The sequence below is a fragment of the Ensifer sp. ZNC0028 genome, from assembly GCF_000799055.1.
In the GTDB taxonomy this organism is placed as follows: Bacteria; Pseudomonadota; Alphaproteobacteria; order Rhizobiales; family Rhizobiaceae; genus Ensifer.
Genome location: NZ_JTLA01000071.1, coordinates 41,278 through 66,081, shown reverse-complemented (window position 1 = coordinate 66,081; position 24,804 = coordinate 41,278). Strand labels below are relative to the sequence as shown.

The window sequence follows — 24,804 nt, the reverse complement described above, 5'->3', positions numbered from 1 at the left end:
TCGCTTCGCGAAACCGAAGCAGGGCGGCCAAGAGGAGGAGGATCGACGATGCTGGACAAGGCAGGAAAACAGGCCGAGGCACAGGTGAAGGCCAACGAAGCGCTCAACTACATGCCCGGCTTCGGCAATGATTTCGAGACCGAGAGCCTGCCCGGCGCGCTGCCGCAGGGTCAGAACAGCCCGCAGAAATGCGCCTATGGCCTCTATGCCGAGCAGCTTTCGGGCTCGCCCTTTACCGCGCCGCGCGGCACCAACGAGCGCTCGTGGCTCTATCGCATCCGCCCGAGCGTCCGCCACACCGGTCGCTTCAGCAAGATCGATTATCCGCACTGGAAGACGGCACCGCATGTCGCCGACCATTCGCTGGCGCTCGGCCAGCTGCGCTGGAATCCACTGCCGGCGCCGACGGAAAAGCTGAACTTTCTTCAGGGCATCCGCACGATGACGACGGCGGGTGACGCGCCGACGCATTCGGGCATGGCGGCGCATGCCTATGCCTTCAACGACGACATGGTCGACGACTATTTCTTCGATGCCGACGGCGAGCTGCTGATCGTTCCGGAAATGGGCGCGATCCAGGTCTTTACCGAGCTCGGCAAGATGGACGTCGAACCATCCGAGATCTGCATTGTGCCGCGCGGCACCATGTTCAAGGTCACACGGCTTGGCGAAGAGAAGGTCTGGCGCGGCTATATCTGCGAGAATTACGGTGCCAAGTTCACGCTGCCCGACCGCGGCCCGATCGGCGCCAATTGCCTCGCCAACCCGCGCGATTTCAAGACGCCGGTCGCCGCCTTCGAAGAGAAGGAGACGCCTTGCCGCGTGCATGTGAAGTGGTGCGGTGGCTTCCACGTGACCGAGATCGGCCACTCGCCGCTCGATGTCGTCGCCTGGCACGGCAATTACGCGCCCTACAAGTACGACCTCAAGACCTATTCGCCTGTTGGCGCGATCCTGTTTGACCATCCGGACCCGTCGATCTTCACGGTGCTGACCGCGCCCTCGGGCGAAGAGGGCACGGCGAACATCGATTTCGTCATCTTCCCGCCGCGCTGGATGGTGGCCGAGCACACCTTCCGGCCGCCCTGGTACCACCGCAACATCATGAGCGAATTCATGGGGCTGATCTACGGCCGCTACGACGCCAAGGAAGAGGGCTTCGTGCCCGGCGGCATGAGCCTGCACAACATGATGCTGGCGCACGGTCCGGATGCCTCGGGCTACGACAAAGCGACGAATAGCGAGTTGAAACCGGTGAAGCTCGACCATACGATGGCCTTCATGTTCGAGACCCGCTTCCCGCAGCAGCTGACCCGCTACGCCGCCGAACTGGAGACGTTGCAGGACAACTACATCGACTGCTGGACGGATCTCAAGAAGCGGTTCAACGGGACGCCGGAAGGCGATTGGTCTTGAGTTCACGCCTGGTTTTGCTCGGCAGCAAGGGTGGTCCGGCGATCCGGCCGGGCGGCCCGTGGCCGACCTCGTCGCTGCTTGAAATCGGCGGCCGGACTGTCGTCGTCGATTGCGGCCTCGGCGTCACCCGAGGTTTGACCGATGCCGGTGTCACACTGAAGACGCTGGACCTGATCGTCATTACCCACCTGCATTCGGATCATGTGCTGGAACTTGGCCCGCTCATTCACACGGCCTGGACCGCCGGGTTATCACAGCCGGTGCGGGTCTTCGGACCTGCAGGCACCCATGCCTATTGGCACGGTTTCCTGCAGTCGATGGCCTTCGACATCGACATCCGCATCGTCGACGAAGGCCGGCCGGACCTGCGCGCACTGGTCGAGGTCATCGAGTTCGCCGAAGGCGAAATCTTCTCCGAGAACGGCCTGACGCTTTCGGCGCTGCGCGTCGATCATCCGCCGGTGACTGACTGTTTTGCGCTCCGCTTCGACCATGCGGAAGGCTCGGTCGTATTTTCGTCCGATACCGCCTATTTCCCGCCGCTTGCCGATTTCGCCAAAGGGGCCGACATTCTCGTGCACGAGGCGATGCTTGCCGAAGGCGTCGACCGGTTGGTGGCGCGCACCGGCAATGGCGCGCGGCTGAAAGAGCATCTGCTGGCAAGCCACAGTTTCGCCGGAGAGGCGGCAGCGATCGCAACCGCCGCCGGCGTCGGGCGGCTGGTGCTGCATCATCTGATCCCGGCCGACGATCCGGAAATTACGGAAAACCATTGGACTACGGCGGCTCGCAAAAACTGGGCGGGCGCCTTGACGATCGCCACCGACGGCCTTGTTGTGAAGATAACGGACGATTCGTCCGTCTAAGCGCGGTTTCGTCCGAAATTGCGTGAACAATGAAAAGATTGAGAGGGAGGACTGCATGAAACTGGCGACACTCAAGGACAGTACGCGCGACGGAAAGCTCGTGGTCGTCTCTCGCGATCTCACCCGCTGCTCGGAAGTCGGGCACATCGCCCGCTCGTTGCAGGCAGCGCTCGACGATTGGGCGCATGCCGGTCCGCGGCTTGCGCGTGTGGCTGAAGGGATCGAGACCGGCTCGCAGCCGACGATCCGGTTCCATGAACATGACGCGCTGTCGCCGTTGCCGCGCGCTTACCAATGGGCCGACGGCTCGGCCTACGTCAATCACGTCGAGCTGGTGCGCAAGGCGCGAAACGCAGACATGCCCGCAAGCTTCTGGACCGATCCGCTGATGTACCAGGGCGGCTCCGACAGCTTCCTCGCGCCGCGCGATCCGATCCCGCTTGCCGACGAGAGCTTTGGCGTCGACATGGAGGGCGAGGTTGCCGTCATCGTTGACGACGTGCCGATGGGCGCGACAATCGAAGAAGCGCGGGCGGCGATCCAGCTCGTCATGCTGGTCAACGACGTGTCGCTGCGCGGCTTGATCCCGGCCGAGCTTGCCAAGGGTTTCGGCTTCTTTCAGTCGAAGCCGTCGTCGGCCTTCTCCCCGGTCGCCGTTTCCCCGGATGAACTCGGCGATGCCTGGGACGGCGGCAAGCTGCACCTGCAGCTTCACGTCGATCTCAACGGCAAGCCTTTTGGTCGCGCCAATGCCGGCATCGACATGACCTTCGATTTCGCGCAGCTGGTGGCCCATGCGGCCAAGACCCGGCCGCTTTCCGCCGGCACGATCATCGGCTCGGGTACGGTGTCCAACAAGCTCGACGGCGGCCCCGGCAAGCCGGTCGCAGAGGGTGGCGCCGGCTATTCCTGCATCGCCGAACTCCGGATGATCGAGACGATCGTCGGCGGTGCGCCGAAGACGCATTTCTTGAGGGCCGGCGACGTCGTTCGCATCGAGATGAAGGACAAGACCGGCCACTCGATCTTCGGCGCGATCGAACAGACCGTCGAAGCCTACGACCGGGCCTGAAGCGGCCGGACGACAGATACGGGTAACAGCATGAGCGAGACCGTCCTTTACGACTACTGGCGATCGTCGGCGAGCTATCGGGTGCGCATCGCGCTCAACAGTCTCGGCGAGAGCTATCGTTCGGTGCCGGTCGATTTGCTCGCCAAGGCGCACAAGGCGCCGGAGCATCTGGCCCGCAACCCACAAGGGCTGGTGCCTGTGCTTGAGATCGATGGCGAGCGCTTCACACAATCGCTCGCCATCATCGAATATCTCTCGGAGACGCGGACCAATTCCGGCTTCCTGCCATCCGACGCCGTAGGACGGCAGCGGGTGCGCACGCTGTCCTACGCGATCGCCATGGACATCCACCCCGTCTGCAATCTAAGCGTCGTGTCCCACGTCATGGCCAATGCCGAGGATGGCGAGGCGGCGCGGCGGAACTGGATGCGCAAGTTCATCGGCGAGGGGCTTGCCGCTATCGAGCGCTTGCTCGACCATCCCGCGACCGGGCGCTTCTGCCATGGCGACAGTCCGACCATGGCGGATTTCTGCCTGGTGCCGCAGGTCTACAATGCCCGTCGATGGGACGTCGATCTCTCGGCCTGTCCGCGGCTCGTCGCGATCGACCAGAACTGCGCGGAGATCGAGGCTTTCGCCCGCGCGCACCCGGACCGCACGCCGCGCTGAGGCCAAGCAGCTTGCCGTTCGATCCCTTCTCCTTGCACCTTCGGGCGAGCCTGCGTGATGCGGCCGCCTCGTCTGGCCGGTTCCGTCAAGCGAATGTCGCGAATGGATCGACGGCGGCGAAAAGGCCGCGCTAGTTTTTGTGTGACTGGCCGTATAAGGGGGGCCGGAAAAACCTCTGGAGCGAGAGACCTACCGATGAAAAGCTATGTGCTGAACGTCAGCTGCAAGACCACCCGTGGCATCGTCGCCGCGATCACCGGCTATCTCGCCGAAAAAGGCTGTTACATCTCCGACAGTTCGCAGTTCGACGACCTCGAAACCGGCCTGTTCTTCATGCGTCTCAGCTTCATCAGCCAGGAAGGCGCCACGCTCGACGAGTTGAAGGCCGGCTTCGAAGCGGTGGTAAAGCGCTTCGACATGAACGCCGAGATCCGCGACAGCGAGGAGCGCATGAAGGTGCTGCTGATGGTGTCGCGTTTCGGCCATTGCCTCAACGACCTGCTTTATCGCTGGAAGATTGGCGCACTGCCGATCGACATCGTCGGTGTCGTCTCCAACCACTTCGACTACCAGAAGGTGGTGGTCAACCACGATATCCCCTTCCACTGCATCAAGGTGACGAAGGAGAACAAGCCGAAGGCCGAGGCCCAACTGCTCGAGCTCGTCGACCAGACCGGCGCCGAGCTGATCGTACTCGCCCGCTACATGCAGGTGCTTTCGGACGCGCTCTGCAAGAAGATGTCGGGCCGGATCATCAACATCCACCACTCGTTCCTGCCGTCGTTCAAGGGCGCCAACCCCTACAAGCAGGCCTATGAGCGTGGCGTGAAGCTGATTGGTGCGACGGCGCACTATGTCACCGCCGACCTCGACGAAGGCCCGATCATCGAGCAGGACATCGCCCGCATCACCCACGCCCAGAGCGCCGAGGACTACGTGTCGATCGGCCGCGACGTGGAAAGCCAGGTGCTGGCCCGTGCCGTGCACGCCCATATCCACAACCGCTGCTTCATCAACGGCAACCGCGTCGTCGTCTTCCCGCCGAGCCCGGGCTCCTACGCTTCCGAGCGCATGGGCTGAGGAGCGAGGGCAATCGCCTGCGAAAAACAGAAACGCCGCCGGTTCGACCGGCGGCGTTTTTCATTTGTTGGAGTTGGAGACGGCCGGACGACCGCGCTAAGTTATTGCAACAGCTCCAGCCCGACCGCAGTTGCCTCACCGCCGCCAATGCAGAGCGAGGCAATGCCGCGCTTGACACCTTTGGCGCGCATGGCGTGCAGCAGGGTCACGATGATGCGGGCGCCGGATGCGCCGATCGGGTGGCCGAGTGCGCAGGCGCCGCCGTTGATGTTGACGATATCGTCCGACAGACCGAGGTCGCGGATCGCCGCCATCGCCACCACGGCGAAGGCCTCGTTGATTTCGTAGAGGCCGACGCTGCCCTTCTCCCAGGCAAGCTTCGCCATCAGCTTGTCCATCGCGCCGATCGGGGCTGTCGTAAACCAGGCCGGCTCCTGCGCATGGCCCGCATGCCCCGCGACGATTGCAAGCGGCGTCAGCCCGCGCTTTTCCGCCTCGCTTGCCCGCATCAGGATCAGTGCGGCAGCGCCGTCGGATATCGACGAGGAATTGGCGGCGGTCACGCTGCCGCCGTCGCGGAAGGCGGGTTTCAGCTTCGGGATCTTGGCCGGATCGGATTTGGTCGGCTGCTCGTCGCGGTCGAGATTGGCGGTCTGACGCTTGCCCGCGTCAGCGACCGCCACGATTTCCGCGGCAAAGGAACCATCTTCGGCCGCCCGGTTGGCGCGCTCCAGGGAACGCAAAGCGAAGCCGTCCTGATCGGCACGCGAGAACTGGTAGTGCTCGGCCGTGTCCTCGGCATAGGTGCCCATCAGCCGGCCGGAATAGGCGTCTTCGAGGCCGTCGAGGAACATGTGGTCCTTGACCTCGCCATGACCCAGGCGGAAACCACCGCGCGCCTTTGGCAGCAGATAGGGAGCGTTGGTCATCGACTCCATGCCGCCGACCGCAAGCACCGAGGCGCTGCCTGACAACAACGCATCATGGCCGAGCATCAGCGCCTTCATGCCGGAACCGCAGACCTTGGAGACGGTCGTCGACGGGGTTTCCTTGCCAAGGCCTGCGCCAAGGGCTGCCTGGCGTGCCGGGTTCTGGCCGATGCCGGCCGGCAGCACATTGCCCATCAACACTTCATCCACCGCATCAAGACCGGCGCGTTCGAGCGCGGCCTTGAGCGCGATGGCGCCGATTTCCGGGGCGGCCAGATCCTTGAGGCTGCCCTGAAAAGCACCCATCGGGGTGCGTGCCGCCGAAACGATGACGATCGGATCCGTTCTGCTCATGTCATTCTCCCATACGGCAAGAGGCAATGTTGCGCGGGCAGGTGCCGCGTGTGTCCTTCTCCCCGCGTGCGGGGAGAAGGTGGCCGGCAGGACGGATGAAGGGCGGTTCCGCGCGCAACCGTCCCTCAGCCTCAAATATGCAGCGCGTGTCCCAGCGCCTTCAGCGCCGACTCCTGGAAGGCCTCGGACTGCGTCGGATGCGCATGGATCGTGCCGGCGATATCTTCCAGCCGCGCGCCCATTTCGATCGCAAGGCTGAAGCTTGCCGAGAGTTCCGAGACGCCGTGGCCAACCGCCTGGATGCCGAGCACCAGATGGTTGTCGGCGCGCGCGACGATGCGCACGAAACCGTCTTCGGCCAGCGTCGTCATGGCGCGGCCGTTCGCCTGGAAGGGGAACTGGCCGATCTTGATTTCGATGCCGCTCGCACGCGCCTCGTCGGGCGACAAGCCGGCGGTAACGATCTCCGGATCGGTGAAGCAGACGGCCGGGATGCAGCGCTTGTCCCAGCTGCGCTTATGGCCGGCGACGATTTCTGCCACCATTTCCCCTTGCGCCATGGCGCGGTGCGCCAGCATCGGCTCGCCGGTGACATCGCCGATCGCATAGATGCCGCGCATGGAGGTGCGGCACTGGTCGTCGGCGCGGATGAAGCGGCCGGTGCGGTCGAGGTCGATTTCTTCCAGGCCGAAGCCTTCAGTCACCGGCTTGCGCCCGACGGTGACCAACACCTTTTCGGCGGCGACATTGATGGCGCGGCCGTTGTGTTCGGCTTGCAGGCTGCCGGTTTCGGCGGAGTAGCTCTTGGCGACCGTCTGGGTGAAGACCTCGATGCCGAGTTCGCCGAGGCGCTTGGCGATCGGTTTCGTCAGATCGGCATCATAGAGCGGCAGGATGCGGGCTTGCGCCTCAAGCACGGTGACATGGCTGCCGAGCTTGGCAAAGGCGGTGCCGAGTTCGAGGCCGATATAGCCGCCGCCGATGACGGCGAGGCTCTTTGGCACGCTCTTCAAGGACAGAGCCTCGGTCGAGGAAATGATCGGCCCGCCGAAGGGCAGGTCCGGAAGCTCGACCGGTGCGGAGCCGGTGGCAATGACGATCGCCTCGGCGCGGATGCGCTGCAGTCCGATCTCGGTCTCGACATCGACGGTCTTGCCGTCGACGAAACGGGCGGTGCCGATCACCGCCTTGACGCCGGCCTTCTTCAAAAGCCCGATGACGCCGCCGTTCAGCCGGCCGACGATGCCGTCTTTCCAGGCGATGGTGCGGGCGAGGTCGATCGTCGGGTTGGCGAGCGACAGGCCGAGCGGGCTGCGCCCGGAAGCGGCGCTCCGCAGCTTGTGAAACTCTTCGGCCGCATGGATGAGCGCCTTCGAGGGTATGCAGCCGACATTGAGGCAGGTGCCGCCGGCTTTCGCCTTTTCGACGATGACCGTGTCGATGCCGAGCTGGCCGGCGCGGATGGCGCAAATATAACCACCGGGGCCGGCGCCGATCACGAGCAGCTTGCAGGAAATTTCCTTCATGATCGCCTCAGGCCTCCACGAAAATCAGTGCCGGCGTTTCGAGTAGCGTCTTCAGCCGCTGCACGAACACCGCCGCATCCCAGCCGTCGATGACGCGGTGATCGAAACTCGAAGACAGGTTCATGATCTTGCGCGGCACGAACTGCGTGCCGTCCCAGACCGGCCGGACCGCGAGTTTGTTGACGCCGACGATCGCCACTTCCGGATGGTTGATGACGGGCGTCGAGACAATGCCTCCGAGCGCGCCGAGTGAAGAAATCGTGATCGTCGAGCCGGTCAGCTCGTCGCGGGTCGCCGTACCGGTGCGGGCGGCTTCCGCCAGACGGTTGAGCTCGTTGGCGCAATCCCAGATCCCGCGCGCTTCGGCGTGGCGCACGACTGGAACGGTAAGACCGGCCGGCGTCTGCGTGGCGATGCCGATATGGACCGCGTGGTGGCGGCTGATGATGCCGGGGCCGTCGTCGAACGTGGCATTGACGGCGGGCTGATCGGCGATGGTGCGCACCAGCGCGCGCATCAGATAGGGCAGGATCGTCAGCTTCGGCTGGTCGGGCTTGCGGTCGCGATTCATCGTCGTCCGCAGGTCCTCAAGCGCGGTCATGTCGACCTCCTCCACATAGGTGATGTGGGGAATGCGCGAGGTCGACAGCGACATCTTCTCGGCGATGCGACGGCGAAGGCCGGTCACCTTGATTTCGTCGACGGCGGTCTTGCGCTGCAGGCCTGCGGGCGCCAGCGCCGGCTGGGCGCCGCGGGCGATGAACTGGTCGAGATCGTCGTGGGTGATGCGGCCGGCGGGGCCTGTGCCGGTCACCTGGCGCAGATCGACGCCGCTTTCCTTGGCGCGCAGGCGCACGGCCGGCGAGGCCAGCGCTTTCTCCAGCCGTTCACCGGCGGCATGTGCGCCGTTGGCGTGGACGCCGTTTGCGGCCGGTGCCTTGACCTCCACCTTCACGGGCTGGGCCGGCTTGGCGACCGGGGCGGGCGCCTCGACCTTTGCTGCGGGCACTTCCTCCGCCTTGGCGGCCGGCTTTTCTTCCGCGGGAGCAGCGGCTCCGCCTTCGCCTGCGATTTCGATGCGCACAAGCGGCGCCTTCACCGCGACGGTATCGCCCACCTCGGCGCCGAGCCAGAGCACCGTGCCGGTAACGGGCGAGGGGATTTCGACGGTTGCCTTGTCGGTCATCACCGCGGCGAGCACCATGTCCTCGCGCACGGGGTCACCCGGCTTCACATGCCATTCGACGAGTTCCGCCTCGGCCACGCCTTCGCCGACATCGGGCATCTTGATTACGAATTCGCCCATCTCAGGCCTCCATCACTTCGACGAGCGCGCGTCCGACGCGCGCGGGGCCGGGGAAATAATCCCATTCCTGGGCGTGCGGGTAGGGCGTATCCCAGCCGGCGACGCGCACGACGGGCGCTTCGAGATGGTAGAAGCAATGCTCCTGGACGAGAGACGCCACTTCGCCGCCGAAGCCGGAGGTCAGCGTCGCCTCGTGCACGACGACGCAGCGGCCGGTCTTTTCCACCGACTTGACGATCGTGTCGAGATCGAGCGGCAACAGGCTGCGCAGATCGATCACCTCGGCGTCGATGCCGGTCTCTTCGGCAGCTGCCAGCGCCACATGCACCATGGTGCCATAGGCAACGACGGTGACGGCGGAGCCCTCTCGGCGGACTTCCGCCTTGCCGATCGGAACGGTGTAGTGGCCTTCCGGCACTTCGCCGAGATCGTGCTTGGACCAGGGAATGACCGGCCGGTCGTGGTGGCCGTCGAAGGGGCCGTTATAGAGCCGCTTCGGCTCCAGGAACATCACCGGGTCCGGATCCTCGATCGAGGCGATCAACAGGCCCTTGGCGTCATAGGGATTGGAGGGCACCACGACTTTCAGGCCGCAGACATGGGTAAACAGCGCTTCCGGGCTCTGGCTGTGGGTCTGGCCGCCGAAGATGCCGCCGCCGGTCGGCATGCGCAGCACGATCGGGCAGGTGAAGTCGCCGTTGGAGCGGTAGCGGATGCGGGCGGCTTCCTGGGTGATCTGGTCGTAGGCCGGATACATGTAGTCGGCGAACTGGATCTCGACGCAGGGTTTGAGCCCATAGGCGGCCATGCCGATCGCCGTGCCGACGATGCCGCTTTCGCTGATAGGCGCGTCGAAACAGCGGGTCTTGCCGTATTTCGCCTGGAGGCCTTGCGTGCAGCGGAAGACGCCGCCGAAATAGCCGACGTCCTCGCCGAAGACGACGACATTATCGTCGCGCTCCATGGACACGTCCATGGCGCTGCGCACGGCTTCGATCATTGTCATTCTGGCCATATCAGTATCCTGCCTTCTGCCGCTGGCGGCGAATGTGCGGCGGCATTTCGGCATAGACGCCCTCGAAGATATCGCGCACCGAGGGCTTGCCGCCGGCATGCAGCGTGCCGTGGCCCTCGGCCTGTTTCTGCGCCTGGATCACTTCGTCGAGGATCTCGGCTTCCGCCTGGGTGTGGCGCTCCTCCGACCAGGCGCCGCGCAGGATCAGGTGCTTCTTCAACCTGAGGACCGGATCGCCGAGCGGCCAGGCTTCGGATTCCGTCTTCGGGCGGTAGGCGCTCGGATCGTCGGAGGTCGAATGGGCGCCGACGCGGTAGGTCACGTATTCGATCAGCGTCGGGCCGAGGTTGCGACGGGCGCGCTCGGCCGCCCATTTGGCGACGGCGTAGACGGCGAGATAGTCGTTGCCGTCGACGCGCAGTGCCGGGATGCCGAAGCCGAGACCGCGGGCGGCAAAGGTGCCGGAGCCGCCGCGGGCAATGCCCTGGAAGGTGGAGATCGCCCACTGATTGTTGACGATGTTGAGGATAACGGGCGCCTTGTAGGTGGAGGCAAAGACGAGCGCCGAGTGGAAGTCCGATTCCGCCGTGGAGCCGTCGCCGATCCAGGCAGCAGCGATCTTGGTGTCGCGCTTGATCGCCGACGCCATCGCCCAGCCGACCGCCTGGACATATTGGGTGGCGAGGTTGCCGGAGATGGTGAAGAAGCCATGCTCCTTGGAGGAATACATGATCGGCAGCTGCCGGCCGCGCAAGGGGTCGCTCTCGTTCGAGAAGATCTGGTTCATCATCTCGACCATCGGGTAGCCGTCGGCGATCAGAAGACCGGCCTGTCGATAGGTCGGGAAGTTCATGTCGCCCTTCACCAGCGCCTTGCGGAAGGCGCAGCTGACGGCCTCTTCGCCCAGGTGCTGCATGTAGAAGGAGGTCTTGCCCTGGCGCTGCGCCATGACCATGCGCGCATCGAAGGCGCGCAGCAGCATCATGTGCCTGAGGCCTGCGAGCAGTTCCTCGTCGGAGAGAAGCCCGGCCCAGGGACCGACCGCTTCGCCATCGCGGTTCAAGACGCGGATGATCGAATAGGCGAGGTCGCGCATTTCTTCCGGCGCGACGTCCACCTCCGGGCGCGGCACGGAGCCGGCCTTCGGGATCTTGACGTTGGAGAAATCCGGCTGGCCACCGGGCCGAACGGCGGGTTCGGGGACATGCAGGCTAAGTCGATCGAGATCGCTCATGCGGTTTCCGGCCTCCTCCGGAGTGCGCAGTGCACCAAATCAAGATCGGTTCCAGTCGAACCGCTCTTCATTTCTGTTCTCACGCATTTCCGGACGCAGGGGCGCTAGGACCCTTGCTGGAAATGCTCTGGGTCGGGACAACGATGGGCCTGAGGTGTACGAGGACGTGCAATGTGACCGGCAAGGCTCCTCCGCCTAAGGTCTGCACAGACTCCTCCTAAAAGCCCCCGCTCTCCCGACGGGAATGCTCACAGACTGCCACGAGTTCCGGGGCTTATGAAGGTCTTTCCGTGTCGCGGGGCAGGGGCAGGCGAAGAAAGATAGAATCCTGCCGGGAGTGCGCCCACGCGTTGTGTCGGACATCTTCCCGCCGGCCATTGCCGGTAATTTTCTTTCGCGGCTCTCCGCCGGCGACGGCGGTCAGACCGGCGGGGCGATGGTGATCGGCGTGCCGTCGAGGAAGCGCGAGAGCCGGAACGGCGTCGGATCAACGATCGGTTTTGCTCCGGTCACGAGGTCGGCGACGAGGTGGCCGGCGCCGGGGCCAATGCCAAAGCCGTGGCCGGAAAAACCCGTCGCGATGATGAGGCCCGGAACGGTTTCGACGGGCGAGATGACGGGCACGGCATCGGGCGTCACGTCGATCAGGCCGGCCCAGATCTGCTGCACCTTGGTTTCGCGCAGCAAGGGCAAGGCCCTGGCGGCCGCATCGAGCGCATGCAGGGCGCGGCGCGAATCCGGATTGGGATCGAGCACGCGGTGACGCTCGAAGGCGCCGGGCCGGTCGAGGGGCACGGCGCCGATCTCGAACAGTTCGTTCCAGCTCTGGGCGCTCAGGCCCACCTGCACGGCGTCGCCCTCGGCTTTTCGTGCCGGCTGGAAATCGCGGAAGAAGGCAAAGCTGTCGGGCACGATCGCGTGCAGATTGGCGGCGCCATCGGCAATCGTGTAGCCGCCGTCGAGGCGCTTGCGATAGGCATAGGTCGCGGTTGCGCCGGCCCCTTCCGGACCGCCTGAGACCGGGCCGGTTCTCAACACCGTGTTGCGAACTTTCAGCTGCGGCAATCTTATGCCGAGGCCTTTGAGGAACAGCCTGGACCAGGCGCCACCGGCGACGATGACGGTCGACGTCTTGATGCGGCCCCTCTCGGTCACGACGGCGGAAATCCGCCCGGCCGACTTCTCGACGCCGCGCACCGCGCAGCCGGTAAGAACTTTGGCACCGGCGCGGCGGGCGCCAGCGACGATGGCGGGCACGGCCTTTTGCGGTTCGGCCCGGCCGTCGCTCGGCGTGAAGAGCCCGCCTGGGTAGCGGATCGCTGCACCCGGCATCATCGCTTCTGTCGTGTCGGAGCTAAGTTGCACGCTATCGACACCGTAGGGCCTTGCCATGGCAAGCCAGGCGTCTCGGTTGGCGACGTCGCGCTCGTTCTCGGAGATGTAAAGAATGCCGCTGCGGCGAAAGCCGGTCTCGCCGCTGATGCGGGCGTCGAGCGTATCCCAGATCTTCAGCGCCTCGATCGCCAGCGGGATTTCGCGCTCGTCGCGCCCCATCACCCGCACCCAGCCCCAGTTGCGACTGGACTGCTCGGCACCGGGCGTGCCTTTCTCGCAGAGCACGACATCGATGCCGCGCTCGGCAAGGAATAGGGCGGTGCTGACGCCGATGATGCCGCCACCGACGATGACGACGTCGGCCTTGGCGGGGAGGGTGGTATCGGCGGCAATGGGATCGAGCGTCGGACCAGGCATGGGGGTACTTTCGGGCAGAGAGGTATCGTGGTCATCGGTGCATGCCGTCGTCGCGAGATCAAGACCTGCGATCTGGCTAATGATCGAAGCGCGTGGTTTGCCGGCTCACTTTGTTTGGGAAAGCCGGTTCGCCTCGCCACCGGGTGGACTTCCGGTTTCCGCCTGGAGCTTCTATGCTCGCCCGCATGAGTGAGAGCCGCCCCGATCTTCGCACCGTCCTGCGCATCGATTTTCCGCCCGCCGACCGGCTCGGCCGCGGCAAGATCCTGTTGCTCGAACTGATCCGCGAGACCGGCTCCATCTCCGCTGCCGGGCGGGCGATGGACATGTCGTACCGTCGCGCCTGGCTGCTGGTCGATGCCTTGAACCGGATGTTCCGCGAGCCTTCGGTGGAATCGCAGCGAGGCGGCAAGCAAGGTGGCGGGGCGGCGCTGACGCCGTTCGGCGAAGAGCTCATCCGTCGCTACCGCGAAATGGAAGAGAAGGCGCAGGCGGTGATTGCCGATGATCTCGCCTGGCTCGACAGTGTTCGGAGCAGCGATACACCACCGTCCAATACGGCACCTGTTGTTTCCCAAAAAGCCTAGGGCGTTTTTCGTGCGTTCCCATGAACGCACCACGCTCTAGTGATCGATCGCCACTGACTTGATGACGGCATAGACGGTCTTGCCGGGAACAAGCTGCAGCACGTCCCGCGAAAAGCGGGTGATGCGGGCGGCAATGGTCGCATCGCCGCAAGTCACCCGGACATCGACGCTGCCATCGTCCTCCGATGTCAGCGTCAGAATGCGTCCTTCGAGCACATTGAGCGCGCTGATCTCCACTGGTCTCGACGTCGCCAGCATGACGTCGCGGGCGGCGATGTGCAGGCGGAGCCTGCCTCCCGGCGTGGCGCTGACACCGGCGATGCGCAGCCGTTCCCGTCCGACGCGCACCGTCGTCAGCTCGTGGGCCGGATCGGTTCCCTCGACCTCGCCCTCCAAGAGGACGCCGGCCTCACGCCGGCCGGTGGCTAGCGTGGTGGCGGGGGCGCTCAGCACTTCGGCCGCCGCACCGGATGCCGTCACCTGTCCATTTTCAAGCACGACGACACGCCTTGCCAGGCGCGCGACTTCGCCAACGGAGTGGCTGACATAGACGATCGGGATGCCGGCATCATCGCGCAGCCGTTCGAGATAGGGCAGGATCTCGGCCTTGCGCGCCTCGTCGAGGGCGGCGAGCGGTTCGTCCATCAGCAGCAGCCGCGGGGCGGCAAGCAAGGCCCGGCCGATCGCCACGCGCTGCCTTTCGCCGCCGGATAGGGCCGAGGGGTTGCGTTCGAGCAGATGGCCGATGCCAAGCATCTCGACGATGCGGGTGAAATCTCCGCCTGAGCCGCCTTTGCCCGCAAACCAGCGGCCATAGGCGAGGTTGCGGCGCACGCTCAAGTGCGGGAAGAGCCGCGCCTCCTGGAAGACATAGCCGAAGCGGCGGCGATGGACGGGCGTGAAGATCCTGTTCTCGCTGTCGGCGATGACGTCGCCGTCAAGCAACACGCGGCCGCTTTCCGGCTTCAAGAGCCCGGCGATGATGTTGATCAGCGAGGTCTTGCCCGAGCCGGACCGGCCGAACAATGCGGTCACGCCGCCATCCGAAGTAAAGGCGGCATCGAGCGCGAAATTGCCGAGCTGGTGGCGGGCTTCGACGGTGAGGCTCATTGGGCCGCCACCCGGCGCGCGGCGAAGGTCGCCAGCAGTTCGGAGAAGATCAGCGCGGCCATGGAAATGATCACCGAAATGATCGTCAGCCGCATGGCGCCGGCGTCACCACCCGGCACCTGGGTGAAGGTGTAGATGGCGGCCGAGAGCGTCTGCGTCTCGCCGGGAATGTTGGAGACGAAGGTGATCGTTGCACCGAATTCGCCCATCGCCTTGGCAAAGGCGATGATCATGCCAGCGATGATGCCGGGGATGATCAGCGGCAGGGTGATGGTGGCAAAGACCCAGAGCGGGCTCGCGCCGAGTGTCGTGGCCGCGTCCTCGAGCTTGCGGTCGACCGCCTCGATCGACAGGCGGATGCTGCGCACCATCAGCGGAAAGGCCATGACGGCGCAGGCGAGCGCCGCGCCGGTCCAGCGGAAGGAAAAGACCAAGCCGAAATACTCGGCGAAGAAGGCGCCGAGCGGGCCACGGCGGCCGAAGAGCAGAAGCAGCAGGAAGCCGGTGACGACAGGCGGCAGGATCAGCGGCAGATGGACAAGGCCGTTCAGCAGCGTCTTGCCCCAGAAGCGGCCGCGGGCAAGCAGCATGGCGACAGCGAGGGCGAAAGGCAGGCTGCAGATCATCGCGACGGTTGCGACGCGCAGGCTCAAGAGGATCGCCGTCCACTCCGCTTCGCTCACTGCAAGCCAGTCCAACAGATGTCGCTCCCCGATGCCAGGCCGGTCAGACTTAGCTTTACGCTTCAGGCCGCCGCTGCCTCTCAAACACGATAACGTCGCCCGCGTTTGGGCGCGGGCGACGTGTCACGATAGATGCTTCGCCTGCCTCTGGACAGCCGAGATCCGACGCGATTTCAGGTCGGTTACTTCAGGACCGTGAAGCCCTGCTTCTCGAAGAGTTCTGCAGCCTTGGCCGACTTGACGAAGTCGACATAGGCAGCGGCATCGGGGCTCTTGCTCTCGGCCGTGATGGCGATCGGGTAGATGATCGGCGGATGGCTGTCTTCCGGGAAGGTGCCGACGACCTTGACGCCTGGGTCTGCTGCGGCGTCGGTCTGGTAGACGATGCCGTAGGGTGCTTCGCCGCGCGAGACGAGCAGGAGGGCGGCACGCACGCTTTCGGCGCCGGCGACCTTCGGCTCTACGGCCTTCCAGGCGTCGAGCTTTTCGAGTGCTGCCTTGCCGTACTTGCCGGCCGGAACGGAATCGACCGCACCCATGGCCAGGCGACCGTCACCGAGAATGGCGGCGAGATCGAATCCTTGCTTGATCTCGACCGGGCCAGCGTCCTTTTTGCCGGACACGAGCACGATGCGGTTGCCGAGCAGGTTTGCGCGGGTGTCGTCCTTGATCAGCTTCTTTTCAGTGAGATAGTCCATCCAGGCGAGGTCGGCAGAGATGAAGACGTCGGCGGGCGCGCCCTGTTCCACCTGCTTGGCAAGCGCGGAGCTTGCCGCGTAGGAAACGGTCGTTTCCTTGCCGCTTTCCTTCTGCCACTCGGCATTGATCGCATCGAGCGCGTTCTTCAGGCTCGCAGCCGCAAAGACCGTCACCTTCTCTTCGGCCTGCGCGGACGCCGGCAGAACGTTTGCGCCGACCCAGGCGAGGCCGAGCGTCAGCACCAGGCCCTTCAGCCAGTCTCTTCTCTTGATCATCGATTTCCCTCCAACGATGCGTGATATCTCTTAGGATACAACGATATCGCCTCCTGATTACCGTTGTATCTGTTGAAATACAATGCTCCTCAAAAGGGCTAGCGTAATACCCGTGAGCTTGTGGCCGCCCGGCAAAACCGGTGCAGCATTCCTGCGGTGGGCGCGATTGGGCTTGCGGTGATGTCCGGGCGGCCTAAATTGCGGCCTCGATCCCCTGACATGGAGCGGACGTGCAATGGAAACGGCAGTGAAGCTTGAAGAAAGCTGGAAGGAAGCGTTGGCACCGGAGTTCGCCAGCACCTATATGGCCGACCTCAAGCAGTTCCTCGTGGCCCAGAAGAACGAGGGCCGGCAGATTTTCCCTCGGGGACCTGAGTATTTTCGCGCGCTCGACCTGACGCCGCTCGACAAGGTCCGTGTCGTCATCCTCGGCCAGGATCCCTATCACGGGGACGGCCAGGCGCACGGGCTCTGCTTCAGCGTTCGCCCCGGTGTCCGGACGCCGCCGTCGCTGGTCAACATCTACAAGGAACTGAATTCCGATCTCGGCATTCCGCCGGCGCGTCACGGTTTTCTCGAAAGCTGGGCGAAACAGGGCGTGCTGCTTTTGAACAGCGTGCTGACGGTGGAGCGCGGCAATGCGGCGTCGCACCAGGGTCGCGGCTGGGAAAAGTTCACGGATGCGATCATCCGCGCGGTCAACGAGGCCGAGCATCCCGTCGTCTTCATGCTCTGGGGCTCCTATGCGCAGAAGAAGGCGGCCTTCGTCGACCGCTCACGCCATCTGGTCTTGAGGGCGCCGCATCCGTCGCCGCTTTCGGCCCATTCCGGCTTTCTTGGCTGCCGCCATTTTTCCCAGGCCAATGCCTTCCTTGAAAGCAAGGGCTTCGATCCGATCGACTGGCGGCTGCCCGAGAATCCGGCTGCGGACATCAACTGACGGCTTGGCGTGATTGACGGCTTCGTCGTCGCCCTGAGGTCTTGCCATGGCGGCGGCGATCCGCCTAAGACGCCCGAACGAAATGGCGGAGGCGGGCATGCGCAAAATTCTGATCATCGGCATCGGTTCGGGAAATCCGGAACATATGACCGTGCAGGCGATCAATGCGCTGAACCGGGCCGACGTGCTCTTCATCCCGACCAAGGGCGCCAAGAAAACCGAGCTTGCCGAGGTACGCCGCGACATCTGCGCCCGCTACGTCACGCGCAAGGACAGCCGCACCGTCGAGTTCGCGGTGCCGGTGCGGCGCACCGAGGGCGTCAGTTACGACGGCAGCGTCGACGACTGGCACGCCCAGATCGCCGCGATCTATGAAGGGCTTCTGTCAAAGGAATTGGGCGACGAGGGAACCGGCGCGTTTCTCGTCTGGGGCGACCCGATGCTCTATGACAGCACCATTCGCATCGTCGAGCGGGTCAAGGCGCGGGGGCAGGTCGCCTTCGATTACGACGTCATTCCCGGGATCACCAGCCTGCAGGCGCTGTGCGCCAGCCACCGCATTCCGCTGAACCTCGTCGGCAAGCCGGTGGAGATCACCACCGGGCGCCGGCTGCACGAGAGTTTTCCGCAGAAGAGCCAGACCTCGGTCGTCATGCTCGATGGCGAACAGGCGTTCCAACGGATCGACGATCCGGACGCTGAGATCTTCTGGGGCGCCTATCTCGGCACGCCAGATGAGATCGTCATTTCCGGCCGCGTGGCTGCGGTGAAGGACCGGATCCTTGAAACGCGGGCCGCGGCGCGCGCGAAGATGGGATGGATCATGGACATCTATCTCCTGCGCAAGGGCGCCGACTTCGACGAGTGACGGCAAGGACCGATCCGCGTCGTGTTTGATCTCACTCAAGGTTTGCGGCTGTGTTATAGCGTCTTAAGAGGCTTCTTCAGGGAGGAGAGCCTCACGTGATGACGGATTTGATGACCAGCTGCGCCCTTCCATCGACCGGAGATGCCGGTACCGCCGCTTCGATGCGCCGCGGTGCCTGCCCGTCTTTGGCAGAGCCGATGCAGACCGGCGACGGCCTGCTTGTCAGGCTGAGGCCGACGGACGACAGTCTGACACTGCCGAAGGTCATTGCACTTGCCGCTGCTGCCGAGCGCTTCGGCAACGGCATCATCGAGATCACCGCGCGCGGAAACCTGCAGCTTCGCGGCTTGAGCGCGGCTTCGGTGCCGATGCTGGCGCAGGCGATCGGCGATGCGGAGATCACGATAGCCGAGGGCCTCGCGATCGAGGTGCCGCCTCTCGCCGGCATCGACCCGGACGAGATCGCCGACCCCCAGACGATTGCCTGCGAGCTTCGTGACGCGCTTCTCGCGCGCCAGGTGCCGTTGAAGCTTGCGCCCAAACTATCCGTCGTCATCGATAGTGGCGGCCGCTTCGGTCTTGGCGCCGTGGTTGCCGACATTCGCCTTCAGGCGGTTTCGACTGTCGAGGGTGCAGCCTGGGTTCTGTCGCTTGGCGGCACGGCGGCGAAGGCATCGATCGTCGGGACGTTTGCCGGCGACGCGGTCGTACCGGCGCTGCTCACCGTTCTCGAGAAACTGGCGAGCCTGGGCACGGCGGCGCGCGGGCGTGATCTGGACCCGGCGGACATTCGCGCGCTCTGTCGTTGTGAAACATCGAGCGTACGCCCGGTCGTTCCGCGTTCGGCCGCCATACCCGGCATTCACACGCTGGGTAGCGCCGGCACCGTTCTTGGCCTCGGTCTGGCCTTTGCTCAAGTGGAGGCCGCCGCGCTGGCATCCTACCTCCAGCAGGTCCAGGACCTTGGTGCGTGCGCGATCCGGCTTGCGCCGGGGCACGCCTTCTTCGTGCTCGGCCTTCGCCCCGAGGCGGCGACGATGGCGCAGAGCCTGGCGAAGGCACACGGTTTTCGCATTGCCGAAGAGGATCCGCGCAACGCGATCGCCACCTGCGCCGGCAGCAAGGGTTGCGCGTCGGCGCGGATGGAGACCAAGGGCATGGCTGAGCGGCTCGTCGAGGCGGCGCCGGAGCTGCTCGACGGGTCGCTGACCGTGCATCTCTCCGGCTGCGCCAAGGGCTGCGCCCGGCCGAAGCCGTCCGAACTGACGTTCGTCGGTGCGCCATCAGGATACGGGCTTGTCGTAAATGGGGCTGCCAATGGCTTGCCAAGCGCCTACACCGATGAGAATGGAATGGGATCCGCACTTGCCCGGCTCGGCCGGCTGGTGCGGCAAAACAAAGACGCTGGCGAATCGGCGCAGTCCTGTCTTACACGGCTCGGAGCTGCGCGCGTCTCGGCAGCGTTCGAACAGGGATAGACATGCCTGAGTATGATTACATTCGCGATGGCAACGCCATCTACGAGCGTTCCTTCGCCATCATTCGCGCCGAGGCCGATCTTTCGCGCTTCTCCGAGGACGAAGCGGATCTGGCGGTGCGCATGGTGCATGCCTGCGGCTCCGTCGAGGCGACCAGGCAGTTCGTGTTTTCTCCCGATTTCGTAAGCTCCGCCCGTACCGCGTTGAAGGCCGGTGCGCCGATCCTCTGCGATGCCGAGATGGTTGCGCATGGTGTGACCCGCGCACGTCTTCCGGCCGGCAACGAGGTGATCTGCACGCTGCGCGATCCGCGCACGCCCGAGATCGCCGCCGAGATCGGCAACACGCGCTCCGCCGCAGCCCTGAAGCTCTGGAGCGAGCGTCTTGCCGGTTCGGTGGTCGCCATCGGCAACGCACCGACGGCGCTGTTCTTCCTCTTGGAAATGCTGCGTGACGGCGCGCCGAAGCCGGCAGCGATCCTCGGCATGCCCGTCGGTTTCGTCGGTGCGGCGGAATCGAAGGATGCGCTCGCCGAGAATTCGTACGGCGTTCCCTTCGCCATCGTGCGCGGCCGCCTCGGTGGCAGCGCCATGACGGCAGCGGCGCTCAACTCCCTCGCGAGGCCGGGCCTGTGAGCGGCGCAGGTGTGGGACGCCTGATCGGCGTTGGAACCGGCCCCGGCGATCCGGAGCTTCTGACGGTCAAGGCGGTCAAAGCGCTGGGGCAAGCCGATGTGCTTGCCTATTTCGCCAAGGCCGGGCGCAGCGGCAACGGTCGCGCCGTGGTCGAGGGACTGCTGAAGCCGGATCTCGTGGAACTGCCGCTCTACTATCCGGTGACGACCGAGATCGACAAGGACGACGGCGCCTACAAGAGCCAGATCACCGATTTCTACAATGCGTCGGCCGAAGCCGTGGCGGCACATCTTCTCGCCGGTCGTACGGTCGCCGTGCTCAGCGAAGGCGATCCGCTGTTTTATGGCTCCTACATGCACCTGCATGTGCGGCTCGCAAACCGGTTCCCGGTCGAGGTGATCCCCGGCATTACCGCCATGTCCGGTTGCTGGTCGCTTGCCGGCCTGCCGCTGGTACAGGGCGATGACGTGCTCTCCGTGCTTCCGGGCACCATGGCCGAAGCCGAGCTTGGCCGCAGGCTGAAGGATACCGAAGCGGCCGTGATCATGAAGGTGGGGCGCAACCTGCCGAAGATCCGCCGCGCGCTTGCCGCCTCCGGCCGCCTCGCCCAGGCCGTCTATGTCGAGCGCGGCACGATGAAGAACGCGGCGATGACGGCGCTCGCCGAGAAGGCAGACGACGATGCGCCCTATTTCTCGCTGGTGCTCGTTCCCGGCTGGAAGGACCGGCCATGACCGGCACGCTCTATGTCGTCGGCACCGGACCGGGCAGCGCCAAGCAGATGACGCCGGAAACGGCGGAAGCCGTTGCCGCCGCTCAGGAGTTCTACGGCTACTTTCCCTATCTCGACCGGCTGAACCTCCGACCCGATCAGGTGCGCGTCGCCTCCGACAACCGTGAGGAACTCGATCGGGCGCAGGTCGCGCTGACGCGGGCGGCGGCAGGCGTGAAGGTCTGTATGGTCTCCGGTGGCGATCCCGGCGTCTTTGCGATGGCGGCGGCCGTTTGCGAGGCGATCGACAAGGGCCCAGAGGAATGGAAGTCGGTCGAACTGGTAATCACGCCCGGCGTCACAGCGATGCTTGCCGTTGCCGCCCGTATCGGGGCGCCGCTCGGCCATGATTTCTGCGCGATCTCGCTTTCCGACAATCTGAAGCCCTGGGAAGTCATCACAAGGCGGCTCAGGCTGGCGGCGGAAGCGGGCTTCGTCATTGCGCTCTACAATCCGATCAGCAAGGCGCGGCCGTGGCAACTGGGCGAAGCCTTCGAGCTTCTGCGCGGCGTCTTGCCGGCAACGGTTCCGGTGATCTTCGGCCGCGCGGCCGGGCGGCCGGACGAGCGGATCGCCGTGATGCCGCTCGGCGAGGCCGATGCCAACCGCGCCGACATGGCGACCTGCGTCATCATCGGTTCGCCCGAGACGCGCATCGTCGAGCGCGACGGCCAGCCGGACCTCGTCTACACGCCGCGCTTCTATGCAGGGGCGAGCCAGTGAGCGATGCGGTCGAGCGCCTCGTCGCAATTGCCCACCGTCGGCACGTCCGCGGGCTTGCGCCGCTCGACCATGATCACCTCGATGCCGAGCCGGCGCGCTGCGGCGATCTTGCCGTAGGTGGCGCTGCCGCCGCTGTTCTTGGCGACGATAACGTCGATCTTCCGGCTCTTGAGCAGCTCGGCTTCGTCGGCTTCCTTGAAAGGACCGGTTGCAAGAATCGCCTCCTGGTCGGGAAGATCGAGCGGCGGCGTGACCGGATCGACGCTGCGGATGACGTAGTTGTGCTGAGGCGCGACTTCGAAATGGAAGGCTTCCTGCCGGCCGATGGCGAGGAAGACGCGGCGCCTTCGATCGCCAAGCGCACTGACCGCCTCGACAACGCTATCGACCAGGGTCCAGCGATCGCCGGGCAGGGGCAACCATTCCGGTCGGCGGAGGGCGAGCAGCGGCACGCCCGTTCTTTGCGCCGCCTCGGCGGCATTGTGCGAAATGCGCGCGGCAAAGGGGTGCGTCGCATCGACCAGCAGCGCGATCTTCTTGTCGTGCAGGAAATGCGCCAGCCCTTCGGCGCCGCCGAAGCCGCCGATGCGGGTCCTGACCGGTTGCGGCCGCGGGTCCGCGGTGCGGCCGGCGAGCGAGATGGCGGTATCAAAACGGATATCTTCGGCCAGACGGCGTGCGAGTTCGCGTGCCTCGGTGGTGCCACCCAATATCAGAATACGAGGTTTTTCCATGGCTGACGTGTCGAACAGCGAATCCGCCATCGTCTCCCCCTGGCTGACCGTCATCGGTATCGGTGAGGATGGTGTAGCGGGTCTCGGCGACGAGGCCAAGCGGCTGATCGCCGAGGCACCGGTTGTCTACGGCGGCCACCGCCATCTGGAACTTGCGGCCTCCCTCATCGCCGGCGAAGCGCACAATTGGCAAAGCCCGCTGGAGCGCTCGGTCGTCGAGATCGTCGCGCGCCGCGGCAGCCCGGTGGTGGTACTCGCCTCGGGCGACCCGTTCTTCTTCGGCGTCGGCGTGACGCTGGCGCGCCGGATCGCGTCCGCCGAAATCCGCACGCTGCCGGCCCCTTCCTCGATCAGCCTTGCCGCCTCGCGCCTCGGCTGGGCGCTGCAGGATGCGACGCTCGTTTCCGTGCATGGCCGACCGCTCGATCTGGTGCGGCCGCACCTGCATCCCGGCGCCAAGGTGTTGACGCTGACGTCGGACGGTGCGGGTCCGAGGGACCTGGCCGAACTGCTGGTTTCAAGCGGCTTCGGTCAGTCGCGGCTGACGGTTCTGGAGGCGCTTGGTGGCGCCGGCGAACGGGTGACGACGCAGATTGCCTCGCGCTTCATGCTCGGCCTCGTGCATCCTTTGAACGTTTGCGCCATCGAGGTGACGGCCGACGAGGGCGCGCGCGTCTTGCCGCTTGCCGCTGGCCGCGACGACGCGCTGTTCGAACATGACGGGCAGATCACCAAGCGGGAAGTGCGGGCGCTGACGCTCTCGGCGCTTGCGCCGCGCAAGGGCGAGTTGCTCTGGGATATCGGCGGCGGCTCCGGGTCGATCGGTATCGAATGGATGCTGGCCGACCCGACCATGCAGGCGATCACCATCGAGGTGGAGCCGGAGCGGGCAGCGCGTATCGGCCGCAACGCGACGATGTTCGGCGTGCCCGGGCTGACCGTGGTCGAAGGCGAGGCGCCGGCGGCGCTTGCCGGCCTGCCGCAGCCGGACGCGATCTTCATCGGTGGCGGTGGCAGCGAAGACGGCGTGATGGAAGCGGCGATCGACGCGCTCAAGTCAGGCGGACGGCTGGTTGCCAATGCGGTGACGACGGACATGGAGGCGGTGCTGCTCGAACATCATGCGCGGCTCGGCGGTTCGCTGATCCGTATCGACATCGCACGGGCGGGACCGATCGGTGCCATGATCGGCTGGAAGCCGGCCATGCCGGTCACCCAGTGGTCTTGGACGAAGGGCTAAAGCCCAGAAAAAGCATGACGCGGTCTTGCGTCAGGACTGCGTAAGAAAAAGAAAGAGCAACCTATGACGGTACATTTCATCGGCGCCGGCCCGGGAGCTGCAGACCTGATCACGGTGCGCGGTCGCGATCTGATCGGGCGCTGCCCGGTCTGCCTCTATGCCGGCTCGATCGTCTCGCCGGAACTGCTGCAATATTGCCCGCCGGGCGCGCGCATAATCGATACGGCACCAATGTCGCTCGACGAAATCGAGGCGGAGTATCTCAGAGCCGAAGCTGATGGTCTGGACGTGGCCCGTCTGCATTCCGGCGACCTCTCGGTCTGGAGCGCGGTGGCCGAGCAGATCCGCCGGCTGGAAAAGCACGGCATCGGCTATACGATGACGCCGGGAGTTCCCTCTTTTGCCGCGGCTGCCGCAGCGCTTGGGCGTGAACTGACCATTCCGGCGGTGGCCCAGAGCCTGGTGCTGACCCGCGTTTCCGGCCGCGCTTCACCGATGCCGAACAGCGAAACGCTTGCCGCCTTCGGTGCCACCGGCTCGACGTTGGCGATCCACCTTGCGATCCATGCGCTGCAGCAGGTGGTCGAGGAATTGACACCGCTCTACGGTGCCGACTGCCCGGTCGCCATCGTCGTCAAGGCCTCCTGGCCGGACGAGCGGGTGGTGCGCGGCAAGCTCGGTGATATCGCCGCCAAGGTGGCGGAAGAGCCGATCGAGCGCACGGCGCTGATCTTCGTTGGTCCGGGGCTAGAAGCCTCCGATTTCCGCGAAAGCTCGCTCTACGATCCCGCTTATCAGCGGCGTTTCAGAGGGCGTGGCGAATAGGCCACGCTCCCATGGG

Annotated in this window: 24 protein-coding genes; 14 read left to right on the top strand and 10 right to left on the bottom strand. The window is 65.1% G+C overall.

The features are described 5' to 3' along the window. The first annotated feature begins 48 nt into the window (after positions 1-48). The 5 genes from hmgA (at position 49) to purU (ending at position 5,103) form a co-directional block, all read left to right on the top strand. On the top strand, positions 49-1,416 hold the full coding sequence (gene hmgA / locus L981_RS17000; RefSeq protein ID WP_043618576.1) for a homogentisate 1,2-dioxygenase: 1,368 nt from the start codon (positions 49-51) through the stop codon (positions 1,414-1,416). Then, positions 1,413-2,282, top strand: a complete 870-nt coding sequence (locus tag L981_RS16995; protein ID WP_043618573.1) for an MBL fold metallo-hydrolase — start codon at positions 1,413-1,415, stop codon at positions 2,280-2,282. The genes hmgA and L981_RS16995 overlap by 4 nt, the downstream gene beginning before the upstream one ends. A 55-nt stretch (positions 2,283-2,337) precedes the next feature. Then, positions 2,338-3,354: a fumarylacetoacetate hydrolase family protein gene (locus L981_RS16990; protein WP_043618570.1), complete on the top strand. Its 1,017-nt coding sequence runs from the start codon at positions 2,338-2,340 to the stop codon at positions 3,352-3,354. 30 nt (positions 3,355-3,384) lie between these two features. Next, positions 3,385-4,023: a maleylacetoacetate isomerase gene (gene maiA, locus L981_RS16985; protein WP_043618567.1), complete on the top strand. Its 639-nt coding sequence runs from the start codon at positions 3,385-3,387 to the stop codon at positions 4,021-4,023. Positions 4,024-4,218: 195 nt separating this feature from the next. Continuing rightward, positions 4,219-5,103 (top strand): formyltetrahydrofolate deformylase, encoded by an 885-nt coding sequence (purU, locus tag L981_RS16980; protein WP_043618564.1) that lies wholly within the window; start codon positions 4,219-4,221, stop codon positions 5,101-5,103. 101 nt (positions 5,104-5,204) lie between these two features. Here purU and L981_RS16975 read toward each other — a convergent pair whose 3' ends face one another. The 6 genes from L981_RS16975 to L981_RS16950 all read right to left on the bottom strand — a co-directional run bounded on the left by L981_RS16975 (position 5,205) and on the right by L981_RS16950 (position 13,219). Beyond that, positions 5,205-6,386: an acetyl-CoA C-acyltransferase gene (locus L981_RS16975; RefSeq protein WP_043618561.1), complete on the bottom strand. Its 1,182-nt coding sequence runs from the start codon at positions 6,384-6,386 to the stop codon at positions 5,205-5,207. Between the two features lie 131 nt (positions 6,387-6,517). After that, positions 6,518-7,912: a dihydrolipoyl dehydrogenase gene (gene lpdA / locus L981_RS16970; protein WP_043618558.1), complete on the bottom strand. Its 1,395-nt coding sequence runs from the start codon at positions 7,910-7,912 to the stop codon at positions 6,518-6,520. A gap of 7 nt (positions 7,913-7,919) precedes the next feature. Further along, the gene (locus L981_RS16965) at positions 7,920-9,218 is read right to left on the bottom strand and encodes a dihydrolipoamide acetyltransferase family protein (RefSeq protein ID WP_043618555.1); all 1,299 of its coding nucleotides are present in this window, start codon (positions 9,216-9,218) and stop codon (positions 7,920-7,922) included. A 1-nt stretch (position 9,219) separates the two neighbouring features. Next, complete coding sequence (locus tag L981_RS16960; RefSeq protein WP_043618552.1) at positions 9,220-10,233, bottom strand: alpha-ketoacid dehydrogenase subunit beta; 1,014 nt, start codon at positions 10,231-10,233, stop codon at positions 9,220-9,222. Position 10,234: 1 nt separating this feature from the next. Next, complete coding sequence (locus tag L981_RS16955; protein ID WP_043618549.1) at positions 10,235-11,467, bottom strand: 3-methyl-2-oxobutanoate dehydrogenase (2-methylpropanoyl-transferring) subunit alpha; 1,233 nt, start codon at positions 11,465-11,467, stop codon at positions 10,235-10,237. Between the two features lie 420 nt (positions 11,468-11,887). Beyond that, on the bottom strand, positions 11,888-13,219 hold the full coding sequence (locus tag L981_RS16950) for an FAD-binding oxidoreductase (RefSeq protein WP_043618546.1): 1,332 nt from the start codon (positions 13,217-13,219) through the stop codon (positions 11,888-11,890). Between the two features lie 185 nt (positions 13,220-13,404). On the opposite strand from L981_RS16950, the gene L981_RS16945 reads away from it, so the two are divergent. Beyond that, complete coding sequence (locus tag L981_RS16945; protein WP_043618632.1) at positions 13,405-13,806, top strand: winged helix-turn-helix domain-containing protein; 402 nt, start codon at positions 13,405-13,407, stop codon at positions 13,804-13,806. Between the two features lie 36 nt (positions 13,807-13,842). On the opposite strand, the gene modC is transcribed toward L981_RS16945, so the two are convergent. The 3 genes from modC to modA all read right to left on the bottom strand — a co-directional run bounded on the left by modC (position 13,843) and on the right by modA (position 16,573). Next, entirely contained in the window at positions 13,843-14,916 is a 1,074-nt protein-coding gene (gene modC, locus L981_RS16940) for a molybdenum ABC transporter ATP-binding protein (RefSeq protein WP_043618543.1), read from the bottom strand. Then, positions 14,913-15,614: a molybdate ABC transporter permease subunit gene (gene modB, locus L981_RS16935; protein ID WP_043618540.1), complete on the bottom strand. Its 702-nt coding sequence runs from the start codon at positions 15,612-15,614 to the stop codon at positions 14,913-14,915. Before modB ends, modC begins: the two co-directional genes overlap by 4 nt. A 167-nt stretch (positions 15,615-15,781) precedes the next feature. After that, positions 15,782-16,573 carry a molybdate ABC transporter substrate-binding protein gene (gene modA, locus L981_RS16930; protein WP_043618537.1) on the bottom strand — a complete coding sequence of 264 codons (792 nt, stop codon included), beginning with the start codon at positions 16,571-16,573 and terminating at the stop codon, positions 15,782-15,784. A 235-nt stretch (positions 16,574-16,808) separates the two neighbouring features. Between modA and ung the strand changes: the two genes are divergently transcribed. From ung to L981_RS16900, 6 genes are all read left to right on the top strand, one after another. Next, positions 16,809-17,513, top strand: coding sequence for a uracil-DNA glycosylase (ung, locus tag L981_RS16925; RefSeq protein ID WP_043618534.1), 705 nt, complete (start codon positions 16,809-16,811; stop codon positions 17,511-17,513). A gap of 97 nt (positions 17,514-17,610) precedes the next feature. Further along, the gene (cobF, locus tag L981_RS16920; protein ID WP_043618630.1) at positions 17,611-18,381 is read left to right on the top strand and encodes a precorrin-6A synthase (deacetylating); all 771 of its coding nucleotides are present in this window, start codon (positions 17,611-17,613) and stop codon (positions 18,379-18,381) included. A 110-nt stretch (positions 18,382-18,491) separates the two neighbouring features. Then, on the top strand, positions 18,492-19,859 hold the full coding sequence (cobG, locus tag L981_RS16915; protein ID WP_043618627.1) for a precorrin-3B synthase: 1,368 nt from the start codon (positions 18,492-18,494) through the stop codon (positions 19,857-19,859). 2 nt (positions 19,860-19,861) lie between these two features. Then, positions 19,862-20,494 carry a precorrin-8X methylmutase gene (locus L981_RS16910; RefSeq protein ID WP_043618531.1) on the top strand — a complete coding sequence of 211 codons (633 nt, stop codon included), beginning with the start codon at positions 19,862-19,864 and terminating at the stop codon, positions 20,492-20,494. Further along, a complete protein-coding gene (locus tag L981_RS16905; protein WP_043618528.1) occupies positions 20,491-21,228 on the top strand; it encodes a precorrin-2 C(20)-methyltransferase in 738 nt (245 codons plus the stop codon). Before L981_RS16910 ends, L981_RS16905 begins: the two co-directional genes overlap by 4 nt. Then, positions 21,225-21,989: a precorrin-3B C(17)-methyltransferase gene (locus L981_RS16900; protein ID WP_043618525.1), complete on the top strand. Its 765-nt coding sequence runs from the start codon at positions 21,225-21,227 to the stop codon at positions 21,987-21,989. The genes L981_RS16905 and L981_RS16900 overlap by 4 nt, the downstream gene beginning before the upstream one ends. Here the strand turns inward: L981_RS16900 and L981_RS16895 are convergent. Beyond that, positions 21,968-22,753, bottom strand: a complete 786-nt coding sequence (locus L981_RS16895) for a cobalt-precorrin-6A reductase (RefSeq protein ID WP_043618625.1) — start codon at positions 22,751-22,753, stop codon at positions 21,968-21,970. The two genes, L981_RS16900 and L981_RS16895, sit on opposite strands and share 22 nt — an antisense overlap. Here L981_RS16895 and L981_RS16890 point away from each other — a divergent pair. Then, positions 22,722-23,963, top strand: a complete 1,242-nt coding sequence (locus L981_RS16890) for a bifunctional cobalt-precorrin-7 (C(5))-methyltransferase/cobalt-precorrin-6B (C(15))-methyltransferase (RefSeq protein WP_043618522.1) — start codon at positions 22,722-22,724, stop codon at positions 23,961-23,963. The genes L981_RS16895 and L981_RS16890 overlap by 32 nt on opposite strands. Positions 23,964-24,026: 63 nt before the next feature. Beyond that, a complete protein-coding gene (gene cobM, locus L981_RS16885; RefSeq protein WP_043618520.1) occupies positions 24,027-24,788 on the top strand; it encodes a precorrin-4 C(11)-methyltransferase in 762 nt (253 codons plus the stop codon). Positions 24,789-24,804 lie beyond the last annotated feature (16 nt).